Source organism: Streptomyces sp. Inha503, from assembly GCF_047215865.1.
Taxonomy (GTDB): domain Bacteria; phylum Actinomycetota; class Actinomycetes; order Streptomycetales; family Streptomycetaceae; genus Streptomyces; species Streptomyces lycopersici.
The window spans coordinates 2,669,290-2,694,896 of sequence record NZ_CP178360.1 but is presented as its reverse complement, the minus strand read 5'-3'; the positions used below and the strand labels follow the sequence as shown (position 1 = coordinate 2,694,896).

General features: G+C 69.3%; 19 protein-coding genes and 2 pseudogenes. 10 read left to right on the top strand and 11 right to left on the bottom strand.

Features of this window, described 5'->3' with window-relative positions:
• Nucleotides 1-48: 48 nt before the first annotated feature.
• From ACJX2R_RS10815 to ACJX2R_RS10790, 6 genes are all read right to left on the bottom strand, one after another.
• Entirely contained in the window at nt 49-597 is a 549-nt protein-coding gene (locus ACJX2R_RS10815) for an integrase core domain-containing protein (RefSeq protein WP_413099902.1), read from the bottom strand.
• A 197-nt stretch (nt 598-794) separates the two neighbouring features.
• Nucleotides 795-1,400, bottom strand: a complete 606-nt coding sequence (locus ACJX2R_RS10810; protein ID WP_413099901.1) for a dihydrofolate reductase family protein — start codon at nt 1,398-1,400, stop codon at nt 795-797.
• Nucleotides 1,401-1,602: 202 nt separating this feature from the next.
• Nucleotides 1,603-1,854: a hypothetical protein gene (locus ACJX2R_RS10805; RefSeq protein ID WP_413099900.1), complete on the bottom strand. Its 252-nt coding sequence runs from the start codon at nt 1,852-1,854 to the stop codon at nt 1,603-1,605.
• A gap of 354 nt (nt 1,855-2,208) precedes the next feature.
• Nucleotides 2,209-3,132 (bottom strand): VOC family protein, encoded by a 924-nt coding sequence (locus ACJX2R_RS10800; protein ID WP_413099899.1) that lies wholly within the window; start codon nt 3,130-3,132, stop codon nt 2,209-2,211.
• Nucleotides 3,125-3,385 carry an AtaL-like protein gene (locus ACJX2R_RS10795; protein ID WP_413099898.1) on the bottom strand — a complete coding sequence of 87 codons (261 nt, stop codon included), beginning with the start codon at nt 3,383-3,385 and terminating at the stop codon, nt 3,125-3,127. The genes ACJX2R_RS10800 and ACJX2R_RS10795 overlap by 8 nt, the downstream gene beginning before the upstream one ends.
• Before the next feature lie 63 nt (nt 3,386-3,448).
• A complete protein-coding gene (locus ACJX2R_RS10790) occupies nt 3,449-3,634 on the bottom strand; it encodes a hypothetical protein (RefSeq protein WP_413099897.1) in 186 nt (61 codons plus the stop codon).
• Nucleotides 3,635-3,677: 43 nt separating this feature from the next.
• Between ACJX2R_RS10790 and ACJX2R_RS10785 the strand changes: the two are divergent.
• The 5 genes and pseudogenes from ACJX2R_RS10785 to ACJX2R_RS10765 form a co-directional block, all read left to right on the top strand.
• Nucleotides 3,678-4,265: pseudogene (locus ACJX2R_RS10785) on the top strand (MerR family transcriptional regulator); the annotation flags it as partial.
• A gap of 1,188 nt (nt 4,266-5,453) precedes the next feature.
• On the top strand, nt 5,454-5,927 hold the full coding sequence (locus ACJX2R_RS10780; protein ID WP_413099896.1) for a hypothetical protein: 474 nt from the start codon (nt 5,454-5,456) through the stop codon (nt 5,925-5,927).
• Nucleotides 5,928-6,199: 272 nt separating this feature from the next.
• Nucleotides 6,200-7,634, top strand: a pseudogene (gene istA, locus ACJX2R_RS10775) (IS21 family transposase).
• Nucleotides 7,631-8,392, top strand: a complete 762-nt coding sequence (gene istB, locus ACJX2R_RS10770) for an IS21-like element helper ATPase IstB (RefSeq protein WP_413099895.1) — start codon at nt 7,631-7,633, stop codon at nt 8,390-8,392. Before istA ends, istB begins: the two are co-directional and overlap by 4 nt.
• 458 nt (nt 8,393-8,850) lie before the next feature.
• Entirely contained in the window at nt 8,851-9,630 is a 780-nt protein-coding gene (locus tag ACJX2R_RS10765) for a SagB/ThcOx family dehydrogenase (protein WP_413099894.1), read from the top strand.
• 99 nt (nt 9,631-9,729) lie between these two features.
• On the opposite strand, the gene ACJX2R_RS10760 is transcribed toward ACJX2R_RS10765, so the two are convergent.
• Nucleotides 9,730-14,004 (bottom strand): CHAT domain-containing protein, encoded by a 4,275-nt coding sequence (locus ACJX2R_RS10760; protein WP_413099893.1) that lies wholly within the window; start codon nt 14,002-14,004, stop codon nt 9,730-9,732.
• A gap of 63 nt (nt 14,005-14,067) precedes the next feature.
• Between ACJX2R_RS10760 and ACJX2R_RS10755 the strand changes: the two genes are divergently transcribed.
• Both ACJX2R_RS10755 and ACJX2R_RS10750 read left to right on the top strand, forming a co-directional pair.
• The gene (locus tag ACJX2R_RS10755) at nt 14,068-14,430 is read left to right on the top strand and encodes a hypothetical protein (RefSeq protein ID WP_413099892.1); all 363 of its coding nucleotides are present in this window, start codon (nt 14,068-14,070) and stop codon (nt 14,428-14,430) included.
• Nucleotides 14,431-14,434: 4 nt separating this feature from the next.
• A complete protein-coding gene (locus ACJX2R_RS10750; protein ID WP_413099891.1) occupies nt 14,435-15,346 on the top strand; it encodes a hypothetical protein in 912 nt (303 codons plus the stop codon).
• 41 nt (nt 15,347-15,387) lie between these two features.
• Here ACJX2R_RS10750 and ACJX2R_RS10745 read toward each other — a convergent pair whose 3' ends face one another.
• Entirely contained in the window at nt 15,388-17,346 is a 1,959-nt protein-coding gene (locus ACJX2R_RS10745; protein WP_413099890.1) for an SMI1/KNR4 family protein, read from the bottom strand.
• Between the two features lie 254 nt (nt 17,347-17,600).
• Nucleotides 17,601-18,080: a hypothetical protein gene (locus tag ACJX2R_RS10740; RefSeq protein ID WP_413099889.1), complete on the bottom strand. Its 480-nt coding sequence runs from the start codon at nt 18,078-18,080 to the stop codon at nt 17,601-17,603.
• Nucleotides 18,081-18,395: 315 nt separating this feature from the next.
• On the opposite strand from ACJX2R_RS10740, the gene ACJX2R_RS10735 reads away from it, so the two are divergent.
• Genes ACJX2R_RS10735 through ACJX2R_RS10725 form a run of 3 tightly spaced genes read left to right on the top strand, consistent with a single transcriptional unit; the run spans nt 18,396 to nt 20,758 of the window.
• Nucleotides 18,396-19,286 (top strand): helix-turn-helix domain-containing protein, encoded by an 891-nt coding sequence (locus ACJX2R_RS10735; protein WP_413099888.1) that lies wholly within the window; start codon nt 18,396-18,398, stop codon nt 19,284-19,286.
• A complete protein-coding gene (locus ACJX2R_RS10730) occupies nt 19,283-20,107 on the top strand; it encodes a helix-turn-helix domain-containing protein (RefSeq protein WP_413099887.1) in 825 nt (274 codons plus the stop codon). Before ACJX2R_RS10735 ends, ACJX2R_RS10730 begins: the two co-directional genes overlap by 4 nt.
• A gap of 39 nt (nt 20,108-20,146) precedes the next feature.
• Nucleotides 20,147-20,758, top strand: a complete 612-nt coding sequence (locus tag ACJX2R_RS10725) for a nucleoside hydrolase (RefSeq protein ID WP_413099886.1) — start codon at nt 20,147-20,149, stop codon at nt 20,756-20,758.
• Here ACJX2R_RS10725 and ACJX2R_RS10720 read toward each other — a convergent pair.
• Together ACJX2R_RS10720 and ACJX2R_RS10715 are read right to left on the bottom strand one after the other, a co-directional pair.
• A complete protein-coding gene (locus ACJX2R_RS10720) occupies nt 20,670-22,037 on the bottom strand; it encodes a protein kinase domain-containing protein (RefSeq protein WP_413099885.1) in 1,368 nt (455 codons plus the stop codon). The two genes, ACJX2R_RS10725 and ACJX2R_RS10720, sit on opposite strands and share 89 nt — an antisense overlap.
• Nucleotides 22,038-22,144: 107 nt before the next feature.
• Nucleotides 22,145-25,564 carry a protein kinase domain-containing protein gene (locus ACJX2R_RS10715; protein WP_413099884.1) on the bottom strand — a complete coding sequence of 1,140 codons (3,420 nt, stop codon included), beginning with the start codon at nt 25,562-25,564 and terminating at the stop codon, nt 22,145-22,147.
• Between the last annotated feature and the right edge of the window lie 43 nt (nt 25,565-25,607).

Sequence of the window (25,607 nt, the reverse complement as noted above, 5' to 3'; positions counted from 1 at the left end):
CCATTGCGCGTTCGCAATGCGCCTGTGGGTGCCGGAATCTGTGTCACCCTATGCGACCCGCGAGTGTTCGTGGATGAGGCCGCCGAGTCGATCGTGTCGACTGATGCGAGTGTGGTCCTTGGCGATGGTCGGCTCGGGGTCGGTGAGTCGGTCTGGCGGCCGTTGTCCGAGGAATCGATGCGGCCGGTGTCTGTTGTGGTGCTTCGCGTGCTCGCCGACGACGAGGCGCAGGTGGCGCTCTCCGGCGATCAGGACGCGGTCGGTTGCCTCGCGTCGGCATGATGCGATCCAGCGTTCCGCGATGGCGTTCATTCGGGGCACCCGGGGCGGTGTCGGAATGACGTGCACGCCGATCGCCCGGAAGACGTCGAAGCTGTCGGTGAAGTAGGTGCCGCGGTCCCGGATGAGGAGGCCGATCGACTCTGCGCGGTCACCGAGGTCCACGAGGTAGTTCCGTGCTTGCTGGGCGATCCAGGGGCCGGTCGGGTGCCGGGTGACCCCGGCGATGTGCACGTGTCGGGTGCCGTGGTCGATGAAGAACAGCACGAACCAGCGCCGCAGGAAGACCGTGTCGATGTGGAAGAGGTCGGTGGCCATGATGGCGGAGGCCTGGGCTTTGAGGAAGGCGAGTCCTCAGCGTCGATGGTCGGCATGTCGGCCATCATGCCGACACCCTCACGCGGCCACGACCTGGATCGGGCGTCCTGACGTTGGCCGTTCGCCCCCTATCAGGTCTTGCTCCGCGCCCGCCGGCGCCGGCCTGGCGGCCGTCCAGACCGGCGGACGGGGCGAGGTCACGCGGGGACGCCGAGCGGCGGGTGCTCGAGCACGCGGGGCTTGTACTCGACCAGCTGGATGCGGCCGTCGAAGGTGCGGTGCTCGATCATCTCGAGGGCAACGTCCGGATAGCCGTCGTAGATGCGTTCTTCGCCCGTGGCCCCGGTGATCACCGGGAACATCACGACCCGGAAGCGGTCGACGAGTCCGGCTCGTAGCAGGGACCGGCACAGGCTGAGGCTGCCGATCGTGCTGAGGAGCCCCGAGCCACTCGACTTCATGGCGCGGACCGCCTCGACGGCGTCGTCGCGGACGAGCGTGGAGTTGGCCCACGTCAGTGGCTCCTCGAGTGAGGAGGAGAACACCACCTTGGACGCTTGCGTGAGCTCGTCGACGGACGCCTCTTCCTCGGGCCTGAACTCGTCTTGGCCACTCGGGACCTCGCCTGCGGCGAAGCCCGACATCAGGCGGTAGGTGTTCGCTCCCATCAGGTAGGTGGCCCCGGGCTGCTCGCCGAGCCATGCGAGGTACTCCGGGCCCTCGAGGCCCCAGAACCCGGGCCATCCCTCTCCCGATGCATAGCCGTCGAGGGAGGTGATGAAGTCGACGAGAAGCTCCGACATGGCGGTGTCCTTTCCTAGGGTGTCACGAGCTAGGACCGGCCGGGAGCCACAAACTCATCGGTCGCGCTGTGGAGTAACGAGAAAACCCATGACGCTGCATCCGATCAGGCCGACGGACGGCACTGCTTCGGAGGACCCGGAGGCCCATATGATTGCGCTATGCACGCAGTCGGGGAAGTCATGGTGGAGCCGCTGAACAACGTCACGGCCACCGCTCGATGTCGATCGTCGGATCGCATGCGATCCAGCTCTGGCGCTGCCACCAGCCAATTGCCTTGCGCGCGATGGGCAGCTCCCGGTTGACGGTGTTGGCGTCCATCTCGTCCGCGCGGGCAGTCGCGAGTTCGGCCAGCGCCTCCGGCAGCGCCGGATCGTCGATGACCGTGATGGGGACGGGAGGCGACTTCGTGCTGCGGCGGTCCGGTCCGGTCGGTGCTCGCTCGCCGGCGAACACCCATCCCCACGTCGTCAGCGAGATCCGGTGGATCCGGGCGGAGGACTTCGCGATGCCCGCGCCGGTCAGATACCGCTCGACCGCCGCAGTGTATGTGGGCCGGAGGGGCGGAGGGCCTGTGCGTGGTTCTGATCAGCGGGTTGATCGCCTAGTTCTCCGGGATGACCGCCCTGATCTTGCGTTTCCGCTCGACACAAGCTACGTGGGAGTTCCTGCGGACGGGTGAGAACCGCGCCGGTCCGGTGAGCGATGACCCGTAGGGAAACCCACGAAACGCCGCGATCCGGCCCTGGCGGAGGCCACGCACCAGACCGCGACGGGTGGCCGCGAAAGGCGCGTGTCCGGCGCGCTCGGTCATGCCCGCGCTTCGAAGACAAGGTTGGCGCCGCGGGTGTCGTCTGCTGACACGAAGAAGCCGCCGGGCAGCGGACGGATGGCGAACCCGTTGCCCTCGATGACCGACTTGGCCCTGCCGAGGTCGTTGACCGCGACGGTCTGAGCCGCGACGTACGGCAAGGTCGGGGCCTTCTCGCCGGGAAGAATCTCGTCCAGGGCTGACAACGGCACGATCTCCAGGCCGCCGACCCGCAGAGCGAACACATGGCGCGGCCCAATCTGGCGCGCGGGTATGCCGAGCACTTTCCGGTATCGCTCCACGTAGCGGTCGGTTTCCTCGTCGGCGACCACGAGCGTGACCCGAGACAGGCCCACCGCCCCGTTGGGGTGGTCGAGGAATCTCGGCTGGTGAATGGGGTCCAGCCCCTGGACCTCTGCGATGCGAACGCCTCCCTCGGGAGCGAGGGGAGGATCCACCTGGATTACCCGCGCCCGCAGCGTCCCGACGCCGTCGGGCGTCGGAATGTCGCGTTGCAGCATGAGGACACCCGTGGTGGATATCCTTTGCTCGGCAAGTCTCCGAGCGACGTGATCGGCGTCACCGCAGCCGAAGACGTAGCCCCGGAGCCCCTCGTACGCAGCTGCGAGTCGACGCACGCCCCACGGATCCGGCAGGCTGCTGTCCAGGTGACCGAGCAACTCGATGTAGTTCTCGCCGAAGACGGCGCAGCGGTTGGCCGTGCCGAGAGACTGCCGTTCGCCGTCGGGCTGTGCGGTACCTGCGTGCGTTGACCGCGGTGTGAGCGTGAAACCGAGTGCCTCATAGGTGTCGTACAACCCGTTGAGGTCGGTGACCGTCACGACCACGGAGTGGTCAAGGTAGTCAACATCCACGGATGTGCTGCTCACGGAGTCTTCCTCGCTCTCGATGATCTCAGACACTGATCGCCGGTTGCCCGCTGTACTTCAGCTCCCGCGGATGCGCCAACGTCGCCGCCACCGTGTGCAGGCAGCTGTCCTCAAGCCGCTGGAACTGCGCTTCTTCCTCGACAACCTCACAGTGGGTGATCAGCGGACCGACGGGACGCGCGTCGCAGGCCCCGATGAGCAACCCGGCCCACACCTCGCTCCTGGTCAGCTTGGGTCCGCCTGCCTGGCCGTCGTCCTCAGGGGCCGCGCGGCTCAGCTCATACACGACGCCTCCACGGCAAACGAGTGCACGAACACTCCGCAGCTTGTACCCCCGGGGGGTATAGTGTCAAGGGTGGGTGATGCCGTCCAGGATCCGGCGCGGAAGGCTGCCGCCGGGCGAAGCGCGGCTGACAGCGGGCGTGGTCCGGCCGCCCAGAGTGCAGCAGTCGACGATCCGGGTGGCGGTGCTGCGGCGGTCGTGGAGTTCCTCGGCCAGGGCCCCGCAGTGTTGTTGCACCTGCCGTAGCGGCATGTGGTGTCGTCGAGGCACCACAGCACGAAAGGCTCCGTCTGCGATGTACCCCTTCGTCACACCGCCCCGCCAGGTCAAGATCGGCGCTGCTGCCGCCTTCGCCGGGACCACCCCACGCGCTATCCGCCACTACCACCAGATCGGTCTGCTGCCGGAACCCGAGCGCGGTGGAGACGGCCGCCGCCGCTACGGCTACGACGACATGATCCGCCTGTTGTGGATCCGCAGAATGGCGGAGGTCGGCATCAGTCTGGACGACATGCGAGCCGCCTTCGACGAATCCGGGGACATCGAGGAGACCCTGGGCCGGCTGGAGGAATCCCTGGCTGCCCAGGAGGCCGACATCAAACGTCGACGCGCGGCCGTCGGGCGCCTGCGGGCTGTGGGCAGCCCGCAGGGCCTGCTCTCCGAGCTGGTGACGGATCGGCTCAGCCACCTGCCCCCTGGCGCATTGCGCGCCTCCGACATGGAGGCCCTGCTGGTCACGGAACGGATCTTCGGTCCGCTCGGCTCCGCGATACAGGCCGGCGTGTACATCGTGCTGGCCACCCATCCCGACCTACGGGCCGAGGAGGACCGTCTCGACGAGGCCGAGGCCGCCCTCGACGACGGCGTCGACCCCGATGCGCCCGCGCAGACAGTTGATCGCCTGTGCCCGGTACCGACCTGGCCGGCATCCCATCGCGTCCACCGGTACGTGACCGGCCACATCAGGAACCGGTCAATCCAAAACCGAGAGTGACATCTCAACAGGCCGTACGTGGGGATTCCGGACCGGACTGCCGCTGACATTCTGGGCCGTCCTCATCAGCCCTGGAGGGTTGGCAACTCAACCACGGGCCTCCTGGTCCCGGCTTCTCTCTCTGCGGACGCCGAAAATCTTGTTCCGCCTGGTGAGAAGCATGTTTCCATCTGGTGAGTTGCAGTGCGTGCGGTGGAGAGTTTGGACCTGTGCTGGGTGTGACTTCGGGCGTATACGGTACATATGCGACGCCCGGTCACGATGCAAGCTTCCAGGCAACTCGGGGCGCAGAAGCCGAAAACGGTGGACTCCTTTACTCGGCTGATTGTGCGTCAGCGTGACCTGGGAGAACGGATCGGAGCATGCCGCACAGGCTCGACCCGGCTGGGGGGCAAGGGGCCGCAGGTTCAAATCCTGTCGTCCCGACCAGCGTTTCCGCAGCCCAGAGGCCGTTTCCGCACAGATGCGGGGACGGCCTTTTCCGTGTTTTCGGGGGTGGTGGTCGCATGGTGGTCGCATCCGCTGCGCGGGTGCCTGGCTGCTCATCTGCTTTTCCGCCGTCAGTGCTTGCTGTATCAGGTCCTGATTCCGGACGAGCATGGAAAGTCTCCCTCATTCTGCGACCTCATGGAGGCCTGGCATCGATGCCGGACTCGGCGGCTCCGATCCGGAGGGAGTGTTTCGAGCGGTGTTCCACATCGATTTGACGTTCGATTGACATGCGGAGCGGCGGATCCGCCGCCCGGGAAGGCCACGCACCGGCGGCGGCGAAAGCGGCCGTGGGCCACGGCGGAGGCCGGGTAGGCGATCAGGGCCTGCGCGCGCCGACGGGGGAGAGCCGCGACCGGTCTCGGACACCCCCCACGGGTTCGCCACCGGTCGCGGCTCAGGAGGACACCACGGAAGGCCCCCGTCAACGGTTCAGTCCACGGAGATCCCCGCCTCCGGGTGAACCGTTCGTGCCCAGGGGCCGTGGTTGCTCACCAGAAGGCCACGTCGGACTCCAGCGAGGCGGGACAGTGAGGGGTTTCCGATCCCCTGTCGCCCGTTCATCGACAGCAAGGAGGGGAGGTTGGTGTGGACGGAGAATTCTTGACCGCGGAGCGGCAGGCGAAGTTGTCGGAGAGTTACCACCGGCTAGGGGAGGCCCTTGAGGCCTGTGCTGCCAAGAAGGGGAGAAACGCGGCTCTTGAGTCTCAGCTTCCGTTCTCCCTGGACGATGCCAGGTTCCCGGTTCTGCGGGAACTGGGCGAAAGCGAGAGGAGGGCGAAGGAAATTCACGAGAAGATGGTGAATTCCTATAGAGGTGTCAGGCGGCGGAAGCAGGAGGCTGAGATGGCGTACCGGGGTGAGCGGGCGAGCGAGATCGACCTCCGGCGCGTCGACGCGGAATTTGTGATCGCCTTTGAGGCGATGCTTAAAACGGGGCATCGTCATGTAGAAGCAATGGAAGCGCATGAAAACATGAGATCTCGGCTGCTGGAGAGCGTTTGCCAGCAATTGGAGCGTCGTGGCTGTCGGCGGTCAGATAATTCCCCACGATCTGCATGATCAGCGTCATCCAATTCCCCACCCCCGTGGTCACGATTCCCCACCGGGACGCTGACCGCGGGTGGTGCCGCTGACCGCGCTCGAACTGGCCTGATGTTCCCTGTTTCGGGTGGTTTGGGCGATAGTTAGTCATTCCTTGCGAATCAGTCGGGTTCCCCATGGGCATGCCGGTGCCCGGGTTGAGGGTCCTGGCCTCTCGGAGCCTTCGCGGTCCCTTGACCTGCGAGCCGAGAGGTCGACGGACGCACCGGATGGCAAGGAGAACATTCACCGTGGTCGACATCGTCGAGATCTACGTGCACTGGTACGCGGGCCGGTCCAAGAGCCAGGTGTCCGCCTCGCTTGGGGTGGACCGCAAGACGATCAGGAAGTACCTGGCGCCGGCGGAGGCGGCCGACCACGATCCACCAACGGCTGCGGGACGAGGGCAAGTTGAAGGTGTCGTTGTCGACGTTCCGACGCTGGGTGCACGAGAACCTGCCCGAGGAGGCCGCCCGGTCCAAGGTCACAGTGTTGCGGGAGAACGTCGAGCCGGGCTCGGAGGCCCAGATCGACTACGGCTTCCTGGGGCAGTGGATCAACCCGGCAACCGGGAAACGGCACCGGATCTGGGCGTTCGTGATGGTGCTGCCCGCCTCGCGGCACATGTTCGTCCGCCCGGTGGCGCACATGGACCAGCACGCCTGGACGCTGGCACATGCTGAAGCGTTCCGCTTCTTCGGCGGCGTCCCACGGCGCTTGGTGCCGGACAACCTGAAGACCGGGGTGGACAAGCCGGATCTCTACGACCCTCAGATCAACAAGTCGTATGCCGAACTCGCCACCTACTACGGCGCGTTGGTGGACCCGGCCCGCGCTTCGAGGCCGAAGGACAAACCACGGGTCGAGCGGCCCATGCCCTATGTCCGTGACTCGTTCTGGAGCGGGCGGACGTTCACCTCACTGGAACACATGCAGGCCGAGGCCCTGCTCTGGGCCACGAACGTCGCAGGTCAGCGCCAGTGCCGCCCGCTGGACGGCGCGAAGCCGCTGTCGGTGTTCGAGGCAGTAGAAGCCGAGACCCTGCTTCCGCTGCCGGCCGAGCCGTTCGTGCTGGCCAGATGGTCGAAGTCGACGGTCGGCCCGGACATCCACATCAAGGTCGGCCGCACCCTCTATTCGGTGCCCTGGAAGCTGATCGGCCGCCGCGTCGATGTCCGCTCCACCGCTGTCACGGTGCAGGTCTTCCACGAAGGCGAGCTGGTCAAGACCCACGCCGCCCTGGAGCAGGGCAAACGCACCGACAAGAATGACTACCCGCCCGAGAAGATCGCTTTCCAGATGCGGACGCCGATCTGGTGCCGCGGCCAGGCATCCCAGGTCGGGGACGCCTGCCGGGAGGTGATCGACCAGCTCCTGGAGGTCAACGCCCTCTACCGGCTCCGGGCCGCCCAGGGGGTGCTCGGGCTGCGGAAGAAGTACGGCGACACCCGCCTGGAGGCCGCCTGCCGCAAGGCGATCACGGTCGGCGACCCGTCCTATCGCACCGTCAAGGGCATCCTGGTCGCCGGCACCGAGACTGACCCGGAACCCGAGACCGGCGACGCCGGAGCCTCGGCCTTCCTGCACGGATTCGAGGGCCTGTTCGCGGCCACCATCCCCACCCAGACTCCCGGCAGCGTCCACGACGACCAGGGCCACGATGACGCCGAGGAGGCCGCCCGATGAGCGTGATGACCACCACCCTGCGTGACTTCCTCAAGACCCTGCGGCTGTCCGGGATGCTCGAAACCCTCGACGCCCGCCTCACCCAGGCCCAGCAAGGCGAACTCGGACACCTCGACTTCCTCCAGGTCCTCTGTCACGACGAGATCACCCGCCGCGAGGGCGTCGCGCTCGAACGCCGCCTGCGCAAGGCCAAGTTCGAGCAGCAGGCCACCCTGGAAGGCTTCGATTTCAACGCCTCCCCGAAGCTGCCAGCCGCCCAGATCCGCGACCTGGCCGCCCTGCGCTGGCTCCACTCCGGTGAGTCCGTAATTCTGTTCGGCCCAGTCCGCGTCGGACAGACGCACGTCGCTCAGGCCCTCGGCCACCAGGCCGTCCGCCAGGGCGCCAACGTCCGCTTCGCCAAGACCAGCCGCATCCTCGCCGAGCTCGCCGGCGGCCACGCGGACCGCACCTGGGACAGGCGCATGCGCGAACTCATCCGCCCCGACCTGCTCATCCTCGACGACTTCGCCATGCGTCAGCTGTCCGCATCCCAGGCCGACGACCTCTACGAACTCGTCTCCGAACGACAGGGCCGGTCCCTGATCATCACCAGCAACAGGGCGCCCAGCGACTGGTATCCCCTCTTCCCCAACCCGGTCGTCGCGGAGTCGCTCCTGGATCGGCTGATCAACTCCAGCCACCAGGTCATCATGAACGGCCCCAGCTACCGACCCAACAAACGGCCGAAGGGACCCGCCGAGCCCCCGGCCAAGTAACCGAAGCCGACCCCAGGGGCTGGGGAATTACGTGGCCACAGCCCCTTGGGAATTACGTGATCGTCGACACGTGGCTCTCCGCAGAAGAATCTGCTGCCGGAGACGTGACGGCGGCTCATACCTCGGCGCTATTGTCCCGAGGTCTTCCGGTAGCCCCTGGTACGCCGCGTTGCCGTACACGTACGCGAGGCAACGAAATCCTCAAGTAGGTGAAGGGTGGGCGGGGACGTTGCTGATCCGGTGCGGGAGGCGTACGACCGCACAGCTGTGGTCTACGACCGGCTGACGCAGTCTGATGACTACGACGTGTGGGTCGGTCTCTCTACAGGCGCTGATCGATCGTCATGGCGCGCCTGGGCGTGATCTGGTGGATTTGGGGTGTGGTACGGGCAAGGCCGCTTTGCGGCTGGCGTCCTCGGGATTCCGGGTGAGCTCCACTGCGGCGACGGGATGACGAGGTGGCACGCCGCTGGGGCCCAGCGATCTTCGCCTGCTACCCGGACGCGGAGCGCCTGCTGCTGCCCCGCACCCCACCACGCCTGGACGCACCCTTCGGCGAGATCCTCTACCGGCGCCGCACGCACCGCTCATTCGCCCCGCGACCGGTGGCGCTGGAAGACCTGGCGACACTGCTGTCCACCACCTTCGGGCCGGTGGACTTCATCGACGCCGGAGGCCTCGGTGCCCTGATGCGCCGCACCAGCCCCTCTGGCGGAGCACGACATGAGCTGGAAGCGTACGTCGGCATCCGCCACGTGGTAGGGGTCGCACCGGGCTGGTACCACTACAACGCGCGAGAGCACTCCCTGGAACTGCTCACCGCGGGTTGCACTGGCGAGGACCTGGTATCCCTGGGCGGGGGCCAGTCCTGGATGGCCGACGCGTCCTTCGTGGTCGTGCTGGTCGCCGTGATCGAGCGCATGCTGGTCAAATACCGCTTCCCCCGTGCCTACCGCGTCTGCCTCCTCAACGCGGGCCACTTCGGGCAGACATTCGTCCTGGCCGCCACCGGGATGGGTCTGGGCCCCTTCCAGACCGGGGCCTTCGACGACAGCGCCGTGGCCGAACGCCTCGGCCTGGACGGCACCACTGTCACCCCCCTCTACATGCTCGGCGCCGGCGCCCCCGCCCATGCCGACTCATACACGCGGCCACCCGCCACCCTCGACACCTTCATGCGCACCACCCTCACCCACCCTGACCCGTCGCCCGGCAGCACATCCACGATCACGTCATAAGAGATGGCGTCCACTGAGCGAGCGGGGCGAGCCGTTCCCCGCCCGGCGCCCGCCGGGCGCCCGGACGTCCGGGTACGGTCTCGTAACGGGCGTGGCCGGTCACGGTCCACTGTGGATCAACGAGGCCCACAGGTCCGGGCGGTCCGGGAAGCGAGCGCGCAACTCCTTCGTGACGCGATGGAGCGTGACCGCGGCGGCGTCGGCGTTGGGGACGTCCGGCAAGCGCTGATAGAACTGGTGTGCCGCCGCGGCGGCGAACTCATCGGCCACTGGCCAAAGGCTGGCCACGACGTGGCGGTATCCGGCCAGATGGAAGGCCGTGGCCAGGTGGATGGATTCCTCTGCGTGTCTGATGCCGCGGTTCGCCGTCGAGCAGGCGGAGAGGTACGCGAGTTCGGCGTTGGTGAGCCGTAGTTGGTTGATGTCCGCGATGGTCAGGGTGGAGTCGTGCAGCCGTAGACCGGTGTTGGACGGCGTCGTCTGGTCGATGGTCGCATGACACGCGAAGTGTGCCCATGTGGCGGCGGGCAGTGCCGCCGCTACGCGTGCGGTGGTCGCGTCGGCGTCGATCAGCAGCGGGGTGTGTGGGTGCCGGGTGTGCAGGTTCATGGCCTCCGCGACTGTTCCGGGCAAGTCCGGCAGGTCGGGTGTACGAGCGACGGCGACGCTGAGCTGGTGCCGTGTGGTCGCCGACGCCTGGGTTCGGGCGTGCGCGAGCGCCCGCAGCGTCGGGGTGTAGGAGGACACGACTTTATCGAGCGCCCCGGGGCGCCCCGGGTGCCCTGCCGCATGCAGCGGGAACAATCCGAGCAGGCCAACGGGCAGCCACCACACCCGGTCCACGGTGCCGTGTGCGGCCAGCACCGGTTCGACGATCGTGTCCCACAACCAGCTCGTGGTCTCGGTGAAGACCCGTTGACGGCGGAGCGCGCCCGCGAGCCGTGTGGTGTCGCGGACCGCGTCCTTCACCTCCGAGCCGTACCGGAGCGCGTCGTCGAGGACGAGGTCGGGCAGCGGCACCAGCACCGGATCGGACTCGGCGGTGACGACGATCGCGTCCGCGCGAACGCTGCCGACATTGATCACGATCACCGCACCGCCGGACGCTGCCGCGCGGAGGTCCGCGAACCTCGGTGGACGCAGGAACCGGGTGAAGCGCGGGTCTTCGCGGATCTCTGCGAGCAGGCCGTCGTGCTCGGCCCACAGGTGCCTGCGTCTCTCGACGTGATCGACGGACTCCGCCGCCTGGCCGTACGGGGCGTCGAGCTGGTCGCGGACACCGCGCAGACGCGCCGCCAGTCGCGGATGGGCCGATTCGAGGTCGGTGTGTTCGCTGCGCGCGTCCAGGTGGTTGGCCACCAGAATCCCGCGCCCGAGTTCGGCCACCTCCAGCGCGCCGACCGGATCGCCGAGCGCACAGTGAGCGGCGATCGCGTCCCAGACCAGGCCGATCTGTTCGCCGAGCCGGTGTTCGCCGTCTGCCTGTCCGGCCTCACGGGGCACGACCAACGACAGCAGCGCGACCGCGGGGTCCAGCAGTTCGACGGCGATGCGATGGGCACCCATCACATGCGCCAGCGAGCCGATGGTGCGCCCGGCCCAGATGCGGTCCATCGGCGGCGCCGTCGCCGTCCTGGCCACCTGGTCGCTGAGCTGTCGCAGCGTTTGCGGGTCGAGTGCTCGATGGTCGACGTCGAACCGCAACCGGTGGCACCGGCCGAGGTTGTGGAGTGTGCGCGCGAGGTGCGGGTGCTCCTCCGGGATCGTGGCAATGGCCTCGTCGATGACCTCGATGGCGCGATCCAGGTCGTAGGTCTCGCCCGAACGTTCGAACCGCATCTGGTAGGCGGAGCCCAGGTTCGACAGCGCTCCGCTCCGGATCGGGCTATGCGGCGGTGTGATGGCCACGGCCTGCCCCAGCAGGTCGATGCACCGGTTCAGATCGGCCGCCCGGCGGTGGGCGATGCATCGCCCCAGATGGGCGAAGCCGAGATTGGTCAACAGCATCGGCCGTTCCGGATCGTCGGCCGCCGTGTCGGCGAGCGCGGATTCCAGTACGTCGACGGCCTGATCCAGGTCCGCGTCGGACTGCCGGCGCCGGTAACGATCCAGGTGGGCCAAACCGAGGTTCGACTGGAACAGCCTCCGCCGCGAGGGGACATCAGTGGATTCGACCGCCTCGTTCAGTGCGTCGATCGCCTGGTCGAGGTCGGCGGTGGCCCCACTGTGCGCATAGCGATTGCGGTGCGCGATACCGATGGTGGACAGTCGGCTCGGACGCTCCGGTGCGTTGCCCGGCGTACTCGCGACGGCACGGCGGCCCGTATCGATACAGCTGTCGAGATCGCCGCTGTCACCGGCGATCTCGTATCGGACGAAGTACGCCGTGGCCAGGTCGTGCAGCCGGCGTGCCGCCGAAGGGCCCTGGGGCGAGGTCGCGGCCACCGCCAGATCGAACTGGTGTATTGCCTGGTCGAGGTCGGCGACCGCGCTGTTGTGGCGGCCGCGCAGGAAACAGATCCTGCCGAGGTGCGCCTGCGTCATCGCCCGGGCCTGGTCGTGCTGCGGCATCACCGCCAGTGCCTGGCTGACCAGGTCGAACGCTCGGTCGAGGTCGGCGACCGTCCCGGACTGTTCGAACCGGGCCCGATGAGCGCTGCCCAGGTTCGCCACCCGTCCCGGCAACCCTGGATCGTCGGCCGCGGTGCTCGTCACCGCCCTGGTCAGGGCCGTGATCGCCTGTTCCAGGTCCGAGGCGACCTTGCCCTGTTCGTATCGCATGAGGTAGCCGTCGCCCAGGGTGGTCAGGTTCGCGGCAAGAACGGGATCTTCGGGGGCGGTCGCGGCGACGACCCGCGCGCTGATGGCGATGAGATGGTCCAGATCCTGCGCGGCCCCGCGGAGAGCATGGCGTTCCAGGTAGCACTGTGCGAGGTTCGACAGGCGCGCCGTGCGGTTCGGATCGCCCGCCGGAGTGGCGGACACGACGTGATCCAACAGCTCCATCGCGCGGTCGAGGTCGGCGGCCGTCCTACCGCGCCGGTAACGCTCGAGGTGTGCCGTACCGAGGTTGCCGAGGATCGCCTGCCGTTCCGGATGCGTGTCAGCGGTGGATTCGACGAGCGTGGTGAGCAACTCGATCGCGGTGTGCAACGGCGCCGGATCGGATGTGCGCATGGCGTTCGCGAGCTGTGCGAAAGCAGCCGATGTGTCCGGCCCGCGCTGGTGGCGGGCGATGGCCTCCGGGGCACTGCTGCCCGCATACGCTTCCCGCCGCGCGGCGTCGAGTACGGCGAGGTACCTCGCCCGCTCCGGATGATTCGCCGGAGCTGCCGCGACTGCCTGCTCGGCCGTGGCCACCGCACGCTCACGGTCCTCGGGTGAACCGCTGTACGCATGGCGAGCCCGGTAGTCGCTGCTGAGGTTCGCGAACAGCCCAGCGCGTTGCGGATGGTCAGCAGATGCGGCCACAACCGCCTGTTCCAGCAGATCAACGGCCCGGTCGAGGTCGGCGACCGCCCTGGTCCGCTCGGACCGGGCAGCATAGGCACCGGCGAGGTTGGACAGAAATCTCGGCCGGTCGACGTCGTCGGTCGAGGCGGCTGCCACCGACGCCTCACCCAGTTCGATGGCCCGGTCCCCGTGCTCGGCCAGCCCGCTCTTCCGATACCAAGCCCCGTACGCGAGACTCAGGTCCGACAGGCATCTCGCCCGCTCGGGATGGTCCGCGGGGATGGCCGCGACCGCGGGCTCACCCACCTCGATCGCCCGCATCACGTCGTCGAACCGGCCGGTGAGCGAGTGCCGGACCTGGAGGGCGATGCCGAGGTCGGACAGCATGGTCGCCCGCTCGACGCGATCGTGCGCCGTGTCCGCGATGAAGAGCATCAGGATGTCGACGGTCGCGTTGAGCAGGGCGAGATCACCCGTCTCCGAAGCGCGGGTCAGAACGCTCCCCGCGAGGCCCGCACGGGTCTCGACGACCGCGGTGGGGCCGATCAGAGTGCGCATGCGTTCGGGAATCGCGTCGGGATCGCCCGCCACCGCGCTGAGGAAAAACGCCGCCTTCGCGAGGTCGACAAGGGCGGCCTCTCCCGGTGACACATTGAACCGGTGGTAGTGCAGCCAGCCGATCGCATGGCACGCCTGGTCGAAGCGCTGCCGCTCCTCAGGCGTCAGCTCCCCGACGGCGTCTGCCCGAATTCCCTCGGCCAGCGCCTCGGCATCGGCGACCGCGTCATCCCCCAGGATCCTCGACGGGTCACCGGATCGCTCGTAGTCGAGAAGACGTAGCTGGACCTGATGAAGTACCGCCTCGAGCGGCCTGTCGGGCTGTTCTTGCGGTTCCGGCCGCCGTCGAAACTCCCAACGCACAAGAACAACATGCCACCTCGCACCTACACTCAGCTAGTAGCTCGCCGCTACGCTCCTCAGATCATGGAGCACGGTCTCACTGATACCGATGAACGGCTCGCACTGGCCACGTTGTGCGACGAGTTGCGCCAACTCCGACGGGAATGCGCGGCCCAGACCGAGGAGAAGCGGCTCCTCCTGTCCCGGATCGAGGCCGAGGCTCGCGAGCGCCGCCCGATCCTGGCCCTGCTGGATCAACTGCTCGGCACCAGCGGAGCCGACACGGTTCGGGGATTGAGCGGCAACCTGCCAGGAGCGGGCTCCGGCCGGGCCGACGAGGAGACGTTCGCCTGTCCTGACGGCGCCTGCGGCCGGGTGGTCCACGGCGTCCCAGCAGGCCCGATACCGCGATGCGAGCTCACCGGTCTTCCCATGACCTCCCGTTGACGACATGGGCAACTTCTTCGGTGAACTGGCCCGGAAGCTGGCCGAACGCTGGGTCGGCCTGCTCGCTGTGCCCGGTCTCTTGTTCGTCTCCTGTGCCTGGGTAGGTCTGCAACTCCGCTGGACGTACGCCCTCGACCTGCGTCTGCTCGACTCGAAGGCATCCGTGCTCGGCATATCCCTGGGCAACGCGTCCGGTCCGGCTCAGATCCTCACCATCGTCGCATTGCTGCTCGCCGCCGCGGGCGTCGGACTGATCGTGCAGGCACTCACGGCGCCGCTGCGTGCGTGGTGGCTCGGCCAGTGGCCGACCGGGTTGGGGTGGGCGGCGCGGCGGCGGACCCGGGCACGCAGGCGTCGATGGACCAGGCTGGTCGAGCGCCGGCGGGAGCTCCAGCAGCAGTACCCGCTGCCCGACCGAACTCCCGAGCAGCAGCACGACATCGACACGGTCGCGCACCGGATCAACCGGCTGTCCCTGGCGATGCCCGCCCGACCCACGTGGATGGGTGATCGCGTCGCCGCCGTCGAGCAGATCAGCCTCGACAGGTACGGACTCGACCTCCGATTCGGCTGGCCACGCCTCTGGCTGGTGTTGCCGGACCACGCACGGGCCGAACTCACCACGATCAACGGTCAGTTCGCCGCCACCATCGTCACCGGGGCGTGGGCGCTGCCCTACCTCGTACTCGGCATGCTGTGGTGGCCGGCCCTGCTGATCGCATTGGTCACGGGCCTCAGCGCATGGATGCGAGCCCGGACCGCACTTGCCGAGCTCACCGACCTGAGCGAATCGGTGGTTGACCTCCATGGCCGCGCCCTCGCCGTCGCGCTCGGCACCGCACCTGCCGACAGCACCGGGCCCCTCACCCTCGCCGAAGGCCAACAGATCACCCGCCAAGTGCGCAAAGGCAGGTGACCGAGCGGCGCGCTCCGCCTTGGGCGTGGTCCGGCCGGTCTCTAGCTGTTTCCCGGCCAGTCGTCTCCCGTCCGCTCGCCATCCGCCGGGCGTGCGGCTTCCCAGTGCATGCGGATCACCGCGTAGGTCTCGCCGCCTCTCGGCGGCCGCGTCCAGGAGCGGGTGGCGAACGTGTGCAGTCGGCCGTTCATGATGGCGTGACGCGGCAGATGGGCACCGAACTCCCGGGTCAGCGCTTCCAGCAGCGGCCGTTCCGCCTCGGCGCTGTCCTCCAGATCGCTGAAGAACCCGCGCGGGTCCAGCGCTTGCGGTATCTCCCCGCTTGACCGGACCTCTCCGTCGGCGTACGTGAACGCGTACTCCTCGACGCCGTCCCGCGCCACCGAAAGGTGGAAGAACGGCTCCCCGTGCCATGACCTCAGGCCGCTCCACACCACCACCGCGCGGGTGCCCGCGCTGGCCGCCGCGGCCGGGGAGACGAACCGCCGCCGGTCGAACGGGGCGGGGTCGCCGTCGAAGGCGAAGCTCCAGCCGGTGCCGGCCCGGCCGACCGCCATGAGAGCCCTGTCGTCGTAGGACGAGAACTCCCTCTGGTCGCTCAGCGACCTGTGGCGCGCCTCCCAGAAAGTCATGGGTTCGATCAGCACGGTGCCGTCCCCCTCCGCGTCCGCGAGACGGCCGGGCAGCTCCTCCGGCTCCACGCCGTCCACCAGGACGAACCGGTAGGAGGTGCGGTTGTTGCCCGGGTCCGGCTCCGCGAGCCACGCCAGGCCGCCCGTGTCGAGCCCGGCCGCCGGAGCCGGTGTCTCGCCCGTCTGCCCGCCCCGTGGGGTGGACAGCAGCTCGCGGCCACGCTCCGGAGTCAGCAGCGGCCCGAGCACGGGGTCCGCCACCCACCCCAGGGGTGCCAGGTGGTCCGGTCCCAGCGGCTCCCACAGGGGCAGAGCGTTCATCAGTGTCCGCCATGCCCTGTCGGTGTCTCCCCACCGCGCCAGCTCCCGCGCCCGCTCGACCGCCTCCCCGAACGGTCCGGCCGCCCTGTACCGGTACGTGCCGTTCCGCACCTGATCCAGCGTCGTGTAGGCCAGTGACACCAGGTCGTCGTCGGCACCCCGCAGATGGAACGTCAGCGTGGAGTCGTCCCGGTAGGAGTGGGCCGCGTGCTCGGCGACCAGCGGTGGCAGCAGCTCGGGAGCGTACCGCCGGTCCGTCACCAGTCCGTCGAAGTACACAGTGGAGGTCTGTCCGAGCAGGCGGCGTATCTGGTCACCCAGCCCGACGGCCCTCGGCCTGCCGTACTCCTTGGCCTCCTCCAGCGCCTTCCCGGCCCGTTCCCATCCGCCGCGCAGCGCCTCCAGCCGGGCCTCCTCCACCTGGGCGTCCAGCTCGCGCGTCGTGTCGTTGGCGAACACCGGCTCCCCGTCGCTCGGTTGTGCCCGCAGGCTGTGGAACTCCCGGTACATATCGCGCATGAACGCGAGGAAGCTCGTGTGCCGCTCGGGTGGCGCGGCCCGCCAGCTCGACCACGTGTACACGGCCCACTCACCGTCCTCGTCCACGTCCTCGGGATCCATGAGGACGTAGGTGATGTCGGACTCCACGTCGAGCTGCAACCCGCGCCGCCAGACGTCCGACTCCCCGCGCTCCTCGGCCCCGGCGTCCTCGTCCAGGTACTCCTCGAACATGTCCGCCAGGCCCGACTCGTTGTTGTGCCAGCGCGCGTCCTCGGTCCCCGCCAGCAGCCACACGAACCCGCCCGCATGCCGCCACCCGTCGCTGACCTTGAGGAACTCCCGGTACGACGGGGGCATCCGCCGGCCAAGGCGCCCTTCCATGGCCGCGATCCGCTCCTCGGACGCGGGCTCGAACCCCAGCCACCGCGACTGCCGGGCGGCCTCGTCGTCCGCGCTCCGCGCCTCGCCGTCCGGCAGGGAATCCGCCCACTCCCCGCCCCACCTGAGCAGGAAGGACCGCCAGTCGAATGTCGTGGTGTCCGTCATGCGCCCAAGGCTGCCACCCGCCACTGACAACACTCCGCCGCTCGCTGCGGTCAGCGCCTCGTTGGCCTGTCCGCGCAATGCGGATTCCCCAGCGGTCGGAACGGCGCGGCTTGCGGCTTCCTGGGCTCATACGCGTCCACCCGCGCGGACCCGCTGCCGCAGCGCTCGCCCCGTGCCCTGCTGTTGGTCCGTCTGGGCGTGTCCCGGCCGGTGAGCCGGCCGGGACACGTATGGGTGACCGAGGTGTCAGCGGATTACCGCACGCTGTACCAGCCACTCCAAGAGCCATTCGAATGGCGGGTGTTCAGCCACCTGTGGTGATCGGTTCCCTTGCACTGGATGGTGAAATTCCATCCATCTCGGGGGTTCTTCCAGTACAAATCGATCGAGTCGTTCCCCGGCTCGATGCACTGGCCGCCCATGGATTTCCAGCCGCTGAGCCCACTCGCCGTCTGCCACTTGGTGTACGCCTGCCTGTTGGTCCCGATGACGAACGCCTGCGAGCGGCCGTTCGGCAACTTGTGCATGTACGAACTGCCGCAATAGAACTTGCCTCCCCACCCGGCAGTGAGGGTGCACCAACCGGCCTTTGCCCGTTCAGCACCCATATCGCTCGCGGGAGCAGCGTCGGCGGCCGAGCTGGCGCTGGCCGTGGGCATGAGCAGCGAGCCCACGCCCAAGGCGGCTGTTGCCGCGAGCAGAGCGACTCGCGCGTTGACCTTCCTGTTACGCATGGTGTTCCTTCCCCGTAGGCGCTGAGGGCGGCGCGGGGTGGACCGCGCCGCCCGGTTTGCACCACAGAGATTGCTGGCCATTTCGGATCGGGGCCAGTGAAGTGAGCCTGGCTGGGACACCGTGGGACGTCCCACGCGTTGACCTGCCGGGATGTCAGGCGGGCTGCGGCATCGCAGGGACGCCCGCCCCCGTGGGGCATGGCCGAAAGACACGGGCGTGGCGCCTCAGCCGGAACCGGGAGCCTGCGCGAGGTGTACCAGAGAGCATAAGGAGGCCAAAGCCTCGGGGGACCCCTGACGCGTATGGGGTGGAGCATGGCGCGTTGGAAAGAACTGCCGGATTCGCTGGACCAGAGGGCCCGGCAACTCGTGGTGCAGTTACGGAGACTGAAGGACCGCAGCGGGCTGAGTCTGGCCTCACTTGAGGCCAAGACTGGATACAGCCGCTCATCGTGGGAGCGCTACCTCAACGGGAAGGCGCTGCCGCCACGGCAGGCGGTCGAGGAGCTGGCACGGGTCACCGGGGCGGAGCCGACCCGGCTGCTGGTGCTGTACGAGGTGGCCGAGGAAGCCTGGCGGCAACGAGCCGGTGCCAAGGACGGTGGCGGGCGGGGAGCCCGGGACAAGGCGGCCGCCGAGCCTTCCGACGCGGCCGAGGACTCCGGTGCGGCCGAGGGGCCTGGGGCCTCGGGGGAGCGGCCCGCGTCGGCGGCCGCCCCGTCCCCGGGGGAGCGCAGGCCCATCGCCCTCGTCACCGTCGTGGCCGCCGCGCTCGTGGGGGTGGGGGCCGGAATGCTGATCGCCGCGCCCTGGGGCGATGACGACGGAGGGGGCGACGAGACGAAGACGACGGTCGCCACGACCAGCGCACAGCCGAGCAGCAGTACCACCACCGCCACCGAGGGACCAGGGCAGTACATCTTCAAGCTGGGCAAGTCCTACCCCTGCAAGGTCCGCAGGACCGGCTCGGCGGGCGGGGGACTGGGGGCGGGATACAGCACGACGCGCACCGCCGTCCTGGCCGGACCGGGCTGGGACGTGGTGGAGGCCCAGTGCCTGCTGCGCTATCACAAGATGGATCCGGGCACCGCCGACGGGATCTACGGCCAGCAGACCATCGCGGCCGTGGCACGCCTCCAGAAGCAGGCTGGGCTGCCGGCGGACGGCATCGTGGGCCCGCACACCTGGCGGGTGCTGCGCGGATGACCGGCCTCGCACCGGAGTGCGTGGCGCTGGCCGAGGGGCTCCGCGAAGTGAGGGCCCGTACGGGCCTGAGCCTGGCGGCACTGGCCGAGCGCACGCCGTACAGCAAGTCGTCGTGGGAGCGCTATCTCAACGGGAAGAAACCAGCACCCAGGCAGGCCGTCGAGGCACTGTGCGCGATGGCGGGGGAGCCCGCCGGGCGGCTGCTGGCGCTGTGGGAACTGGCGGACGCCGAGTGGAGCGGACGCGCCCGGCACACCCGCCCCGCTGTCCCGCCCCTGCCCGCCCCGACCCCCGCAGATCCCGGGGTCGCCGTGGGCGCCCCCGGGTGGCCCCGGCGCCGGCTGCTGTTCACCGTCGGTGCGGGGATGGTCGCGGTGGCCGCCATCGCGGTGATAACGGCGCTGTCCGTGCGGGGCCCCGGCACTGGACAGCCTACGAGCCTGACGTCCGCGGCGCTGGATCCCGCCCCCGGATGCCAGGGGAAGTCATGTGACGGGAAGGATCCCGACCGCATGTTCTGCGGACTGCCCGGCCGGGTGGACTCGCTCGGGCCGCAGCACCGCACCGGGACCGGCGCGGGTGTGGAGATTCGGTATAGCGGCGTATGTGCCGCCGCGTGGGGCCGGATCTGGCATTCGAAGGTCGGGGACGCGATCGAGGTCTCGGCCCCCGGCACCCGGCCCCATCGAATCGTCGTCAGAAACACGGCGGACACGGGCGCCTACCGCTTCACGCCGATGGTCGGCGCCCCGGCCAGGACCGATGTGCGGCTGTGCTTCATACCGGCGGACGGTGCGGGCCGGAAGTGCTTCCACCCTTGAGCGCCTATTAGGGACCGCCGGCTCGACTCCGCGCCGCATGTGTTCCGCACCCTCGGACCCGGCCGTGGCGTCAAGGGACTCTTCGCCGCGCTGGGAACCGACGTGGGGCTGCTCAAGACCCTCGGACGTACGGATGTGCCGGTCACCGTCGGGGCCCGGCGCCCACTGGCCCAGCCGGTGCGGTACAGCGCCAAGGTGCACGGCTCCGACGGGCTGGGCGAGATCCCCATCGACCGGGATGTGCGGGTACGCACCGACATCTCCGCCGCCGAGCAGCTCGTCACGCCGGCCCGGCAGCACCCGGGCGAGCTGGAGATCATGGTCACCGGGCCGCTCACCAACATCGCGATGGCACTCATGATCGAGCCGGAGCTGCCGAACCTGATCGCCGGAATCTCGGTGATGGGCGGCGCGGTGACCGTGCCCGGAAACAACACACCCTGGGCCGAGTCCAAAATCCGGGCCGCGGGCACCGCACCGGCGGACATTGGTGCACCTCGAGGCCGGCTCCACAGCCTGAGGGCAGCGCGTTACGGCCATGCGCAACTGCCGCAGTCGGGGCTCACCGCACCGCCCGCTCCAGGGCCCCGCGCAGCTCCGCCGCGCTCGCGCAGCCGATCTCGGGGTGCTCCCGCAGCGCCGTGTCGATGACCTCCGCGAGGCGTCGCGGGATGGCCGGGTCGCGGCGGCGGATCGGGATCGCCGGCTTCTGGAGGACCACCTGCCAGGGGTCCATGGCGCGCGGGAACTCGCGCGGGGTCCTTCCGGTCAGCGTGTGGTAGAGGCAGGCGGCAAATGCCCAGACGTCCACGGCGGGGGTGGCCTTGCGGAAGTCGATGACCTGTTGGCGCGGCATGAACATCGGTTTGCCCGCCGTGGTGCCGGTGCGTGTCAGCCCGCTCAGCCCCGCCTGGTCAAAGGCCTTTCCGATGCCGAAGTCCGCGATCTTCGCCGTCGTCGAGCCGTCGGTCTCCCGGTGCAGCAGGATGTTGGAGGGGCTCAGGTCGCGGTGGACGACGCCCTGCTCGTGCGCGTGTTCCAGGCCCTTGAGCGCCTGCACCGCGAGGGGCACCGCTTCCTCGACCGGGAGCCGCCCGCCGCGTCGGGCGACGAGCCGGTCCAGGCTGCCGCCGGTGCAGAACTCGGTCGTCAGATAGAAGGTTCCGTATCCGAAGCCCGCGTCGTGCGGCGCGACGACGTGCGGATGCTTCATCGCCCGGGTGAGCGCCACCTCCCGCAGGAACCGGGCGCGCGCCGTCTCGCTCGCCGCCACCTTCGGCAGCATCACCTTCAGCGCCACCTCGACGCCGGTGGCCTCGTGCCGGGCCAGGTATACCGCGCCCATGCCGCCACGGCCGAGCTCCCGGATCACCGAGTAGCCGCGGATGGCCTTGAGGTCGGCCCGGCCGCCGTGCGCCAGTTCGAGCAGCAGCTTGAGCACGGCGTCGGGCCGGGCCTGACAGGCGGCGCACAACACCTCGCCGGGGCGGCCGCCCGCCTCGTCGCCCAGCTCGCGCTCGCATTTGGCGCAGCGCGCGAGCCTCACCGTGGCGACCTGCGGCCGCTTGATGTCGACGCGGAACACAGTGTCACCGAGGCGGATCCGGTCGCCGTCCTCGAGGTCGTGCTCCGGGTAGGAATCCGCGACGGCCTCCTCGGGGGTGAGGCCGCGGCGCCGCTGGCCGATCTTCTCGCCGTTGACGTACGTGCCGTTGAGGCTGCCGAAGTCGCGGATGCGGATGTCCGGCGGGTTGATGTCGAGCAGGCAGTGGTGGCGGGAGACGGTCTTGTGGTCGGAGTCGTCGGGCAGTTGCGGCGAACAGTCGGTGGAGCGGCCGAGGACGCAGGTGGTGCGCTCCTCGTAGACGTACGCGCCGGGCTTGACCCGGCCCTCGACGAGGGTGAGCGTGACGGTGGCCGAGGGCGTCACAGAGGATCGTCTCCTTGTGTGTGGGGGGAAGGGGGAGGGCTTCGGGGACGGGACGGTGGACGTGAGCGTGCCGTCCGCGGGGTCGGACAGTACGCATCCCGCTCCGCTCAGTCGGCCGCCAGCTCCCAGTCGAGGTCCCAGAGCCGGATGCCGTCGTCTCCCGCCGAGACCAGGTTGCGCAGGTCGGGGGTGAGTTCGAGGTGCCGGATGTATTGCTGGTGCCCTTCGAGCACGTGCAGGCATCGGCCGGTGGCGACCTCCCACATCCGTATGTCGCGGCCGACCGAGAAGGCGAACCGGGCGTCGGGTGTGAACCGCACGGCGGAGACCCAGCCCTCGTGCCCCGCGAACTCGCGTACGGAGCGTTCGGCACCGGCGTCCCACAGCCGGATCGGTTCGTCCCCGGCGCCCGAGGACATGATCTGGTGTGTGGACATGGCCAGGCGGCCGTCGGCGCTCAGGCACGCCGACAGGATCGGTTCCCGGGGGCCGGTCCAGGTCCGCAGGCAGGCTCCGGTGTCGAGATCCCGCAGCCGGACCACACCGTTGGTGTCGCCGACCGCCGCGAGCCGTCCGTCCGCGGACATGGAGATCACGTTGACCGGTCCGTTCCCGCTGATCGTCGCGACGCAGCGGTCGTCGTCCAGGTCCCATCGGCGCAGGACACCGTCGCCGCCGCCGAGCCAGGCGTACCTTCCGTCGCCGGTGAACCTGATGGTCCGCCTCATGTCCCAGTCCGGAGTCAGCCGCCGGCACTCGCCGTCCGCCAGTCGCCGCCGAATGATCGCGAGCGGCTTGGTGCCCTGGCACAGGACGTACTGGCCGTCGTCGCTCAATGCCACCCCGCCCACCCTGCCCTGGTGATCGTCGAGGATGTGCGTGCACGCGCCGCTGTCCAGATCCCAGATCCGTACGGTGCCGTCGTTCTGCCCGCTGACGGCGAGCCGGACATCCGCGGCGACACCGATCGCCGTGATGGCGCCGTAGGAGAGGTGGCCGGCGTCCAGTGGCCGCGACCAGGCGGAGCGCAGCCGTACGCGGCGCGTCGAGCGGCCCAGTTCGTGCCAGGCGGCCAGGACCTGGGGCGCTCGCTCGTATCCCGGTATCTCCCGTGCGCGGGTCAGCAGGCCGAGGGCCGACCGGTGACGGCCGTTCGACATCGCCTGGCGTGCGTCGGCGAGCAGTTCCCCGGCCAGTTCGCCGAGCCGGTTGACCTCCGCGTACTCGCGCGGCTTGATCACGTGCGGCTCGGCGGCGTATACGGTATCGGGCAACCGCCAGCGGTGCATGGGCAGTTCGGGATGCCCGCCGACGGAAGCGCCGAACCGGTCGTCGCCGTCCGGGAATCCGACGTGGTGCATTCCGTACGCGTGGGCGGTGAAGGTCCGCAGACACCGGCCGCTGCTCAGCTCCCAGAGCTGAACGGTGTGATCGCCGGTCGTTCCGGACAGCAGCAGTCGCCCGCCGTCGCCGAAGGCCAGGTGACCGGCCGGGGCGGTCAGCCCCGTCAACGTACGCAACGCACGGACCCGCCGCCCGTTCCCCACATCCCACAACCGGATCACCCGGTCCTTGCCGGCCACCGCGACCATCCGCCCGTCGGGACTGAAGCACAGCGCATGCGTCTCCGAGTCGGCGGGCAGCACCTGGCACCGGCCATCGGCCACGCTCCACAGCCGCGCCCCGTCCTCCTCGGCGGTGAGCACATGGCGCCCGTCGGCGCTCACCTCGTACGTCGAGCCGTCCAGGTAGTTGTCCCTGAAGGCTGCCCCGAGCGACCACAGGAAGGTCCCGGTCCGCGGTTCCCAGACCTGGACGCGCCCGTCCGCGCCCTGCCACACACCGATGCGTCCGTCGGCACTCAACCTGACCGGGCACCCCGTGGCGCGTGCGGCGGAGCGGATGACGCGGGTGCGCTTGCCCGCCCTGAGGTCCCAGAACTGCACCGTGCCGTCGCGGCTCGTGGACAGTGCGTACGAGCCGTGGGGGGTGAGGTCGATGCCGAGCACCTGCGTGCGGTGGCCCCTGACTGACAACCGCTGTGCGCAGGTCGCCGTGGACCACAGCCGGAGCACGCCGTCCCAGTGGCCGCTCAGCGCGAGGCGTGCGTCGGGAGTGAACCGGATCGGCAGGTAGCCCATCACCTTGTGCCGGGCGAGCAGTCTCACCGGCGCGAAAGGCAGCGCGAACGGCTCGCGAAACTCGCGGGTGCCGGTGTGGCGGGCATCGGCCACGGTTCCGGAGGCGGCCACTCGCAGCGCCGCCCGTACGTCGGTGTCGTCGGGCCGTTCGCGCGCGAGGGCGTCGAGCAACTCGTGTGCCGCCGCGAGGTCGCCGCGTTCGAGGTGGACCCGGGCCAGAAACAGCCGCACCTGCCAGGAGGACGCGCCGGACCCACGTGGGATCGCCTCCAATTGGGCGACGAGTTCCCCATCGGTGATCGCCCCCGTACGCCACCGGAACAGGCCACCGTTGTACACCGCCCCGACGTGGTGCGGGTCGACCGCGAGCGCCTGGTCGAAGGCGTGCTCGGCGTCGGCGGCCCGGTCCAGGTCGAGGAGCGACAGGCCACGGTTGTTGAGCTCGTCGGCGCGCAGATCGGCGGCCTGCGACGTGGGGCGCGGATACGCCGAGCCGGTCGCCTGCTCGTAGATCCCGGCCAGTACATCCGCGATGTCCGCCATCGAGGCCGGCCGGTGGGCCGGGTGCTGCCGCAGGCAGCGCCGGAGCAGGTGGGCGACTTCCGGCGGCGCCGCGACCGGATTCGAGGGGTCGGCCAGGTATTCCTCCAGCGCGAGACCCGCGACCGAACCAGCCGCCCAACGCACACCGCCGGTGAACATCTCCAGGACCGAGACCGCGAAGCTGTAGACATCGCTGCGCCGCCCGACGGGCTCGCCCGCGAGCTGCTCCGGGGACGCGTAGCCGACCGTCATGCCGCCGGCCGGCACCAACACGCTGACACCCGGCGCCACTTGGAGGTCGGCCGGGGCCGTGGTGGCCTTGGACCGGGCGAGACCGAAGTCGGTGATCTTCGCGGCGCCCGTGCCGTCGAGCAGAATGTTGGCCGGCTTCACGTCCTGGTGCACCAGGTCTCCGCGATGGGCGTGCTCGAGCCCACGGGCCGCTTGGACTGCCGTGTCGAGAACTCGCGCGAGGGCCTGCCGCGCATCCCCGGCGTGGAGCCGCCCGTCGCCGATCCACTCGGCCAGGCTGCCGCCGTCGACGTACTCGGCGAACACGCGGGGGACACCGTCGATCACCCGCACGTAATGGCAGGCGCAGACGTTCGGATGGAGCCCGAGGGACACCCACGTCTCGGCCTCCCTGACGAACAGCTCCTGATCGCCGGGGCTCCGGAACAGCTCGGGCCGCGAACTCTTCACCGCCATGTCGATGCCCCAGGCGAGATGCCGCACCCGGTGCACGACGCCCATCCCGCCCCGGCCAAGCTCGCCGATCACCCGGTACCGGCCGTCGACGGTCTCCCCGGTCGTCCAAACGGCTGGCGACGTAGGTGCGTTCACTGCGATTCCTCATCGTGATCGCGGCAGAAGCCGCCGTCCTGGA

What these genes read in the sequence shown, in the direction of transcription:
- ACJX2R_RS10815 (WP_413099902.1), bottom strand. Translation starts at nt 597, where the DNA reads ATGGCCACCGACCTCTTCCACATCGACACGGTCTTCCTGCGGCGCTGG.
- ACJX2R_RS10810 (WP_413099901.1), bottom strand. Translation starts at nt 1,400, where the DNA reads ATGTCGGAGCTTCTCGTCGACTTCATCACCTCCCTCGACGGCTATGCA.
- ACJX2R_RS10790 (WP_413099897.1), bottom strand. Translation starts at nt 3,634, where the DNA reads ATGCCGCTACGGCAGGTGCAACAACACTGCGGGGCCCTGGCCGAGGAA.
- istB (WP_413099895.1), top strand. Translation starts at nt 7,631, where the DNA reads ATGAGCGTGATGACCACCACCCTGCGTGACTTCCTCAAGACCCTGCGG.
- ACJX2R_RS10755 (WP_413099892.1), top strand. Translation starts at nt 14,068, where the DNA reads ATGGAGCACGGTCTCACTGATACCGATGAACGGCTCGCACTGGCCACG.
- ACJX2R_RS10750 (WP_413099891.1), top strand. Translation starts at nt 14,435, where the DNA reads ATGGGCAACTTCTTCGGTGAACTGGCCCGGAAGCTGGCCGAACGCTGG.
- ACJX2R_RS10745 (WP_413099890.1), bottom strand. Translation starts at nt 17,346, where the DNA reads ATGACGGACACCACGACATTCGACTGGCGGTCCTTCCTGCTCAGGTGG.
- ACJX2R_RS10740 (WP_413099889.1), bottom strand. Translation starts at nt 18,080, where the DNA reads ATGCGTAACAGGAAGGTCAACGCGCGAGTCGCTCTGCTCGCGGCAACA.
- ACJX2R_RS10735 (WP_413099888.1), top strand. Translation starts at nt 18,396, where the DNA reads ATGGCGCGTTGGAAAGAACTGCCGGATTCGCTGGACCAGAGGGCCCGG.
- ACJX2R_RS10730 (WP_413099887.1), top strand. Translation starts at nt 19,283, where the DNA reads ATGACCGGCCTCGCACCGGAGTGCGTGGCGCTGGCCGAGGGGCTCCGC.